The sequence below is a fragment of the Weissella viridescens genome, from assembly GCF_001437355.1.
Classification (GTDB): Bacteria; Bacillota; Bacilli; order Lactobacillales; family Lactobacillaceae; genus Weissella; species Weissella viridescens.
In genome coordinates, this window is record NZ_JQBM01000003.1 from 430 (window position 1) to 1,122 (window position 693).

The 693-nt window shown below is 49.2% G+C and carries 6 tRNA genes; all 6 read left to right on the plus strand.

What is annotated here, in order from left to right:
- Nucleotides 1-31 precede the first annotated feature (31 nt).
- Nucleotides 32-105: transfer RNA gene (locus tag IV50_RS04925), tRNA-Pro, on the plus strand.
- 47 nt (nucleotides 106-152) lie between these two features.
- Nucleotides 153-226: transfer RNA gene (locus IV50_RS04930), tRNA-Met, on the plus strand.
- A gap of 20 nt (nucleotides 227-246) precedes the next feature.
- Nucleotides 247-336, plus strand: a tRNA-Ser gene (locus tag IV50_RS04935).
- A 33-nt stretch (nucleotides 337-369) separates the two neighbouring features.
- Nucleotides 370-443: transfer RNA gene (locus tag IV50_RS04940), tRNA-Met, on the plus strand.
- A 3-nt stretch (nucleotides 444-446) separates the two neighbouring features.
- Nucleotides 447-520 (plus strand) — tRNA-Asp (locus IV50_RS04945).
- An 11-nt stretch (nucleotides 521-531) separates the two neighbouring features.
- Nucleotides 532-604: transfer RNA gene (locus IV50_RS04950), tRNA-Phe, on the plus strand.
- The last annotated feature ends 89 nt before the right edge of the window (nucleotides 605-693 follow it).

Sequence of the window (693 nt, forward strand, 5' to 3'; positions counted from 1 at the left end):
TTGAGCGATGTTAGTCGTTTAATAATTTGTTCGGGACGTAGCTCAGCTTGGTAGAGCACCTGGTTTGGGACCAGGGGGTCGCAGGTTCGAATCCTGTCGTCCCGATTATGGTAATATATTGTTATCATAAATAGGTAATTAGTGTTAATTTTCGCGGTGTAGCTCAGCTGGCTAGAGCGTTCGGTTCATACCCGAGAGGTCGAGGGTTCGATTCCCCCCGCCGCGATTGATACGTAAGTATCTATTGGAGAATTACCCAAGTCTGGCTGAAGGGAACGGTCTTGAAAACCGTCAGGTCGAGAAATCGGCGCGTGGGTTCGAATCCCACATTCTCCTTATACATCATTAATTGATGTAGTTAATAATTATCGCGGGTTGGAGCAGTCTGGTAGCTCGTCGGGCCCATAACCCGAAGGTCGTAGGTTCAAATCCTACACCCGCAATTTGGTCGCATGGTCTAGTTGGTTAGGACGCCTGCCTGTCACGCAGGAGATCACGGGTTCGAACCCCGTTGTGACCGTTTAATATAATGGCGCGATAGCTCAGTTGGTAGAGCATACGATTGAAGCTCGTAGTGTCGACGGTTCGATTCCGCCTCGCGCCATCATATTAGTAGACGTACGTTAGTACGTTTATGTTTTGCGGATGTAGTACAATGGCTAGTGCTCCAGCCTTCCAAGCTGGGAATGCGGG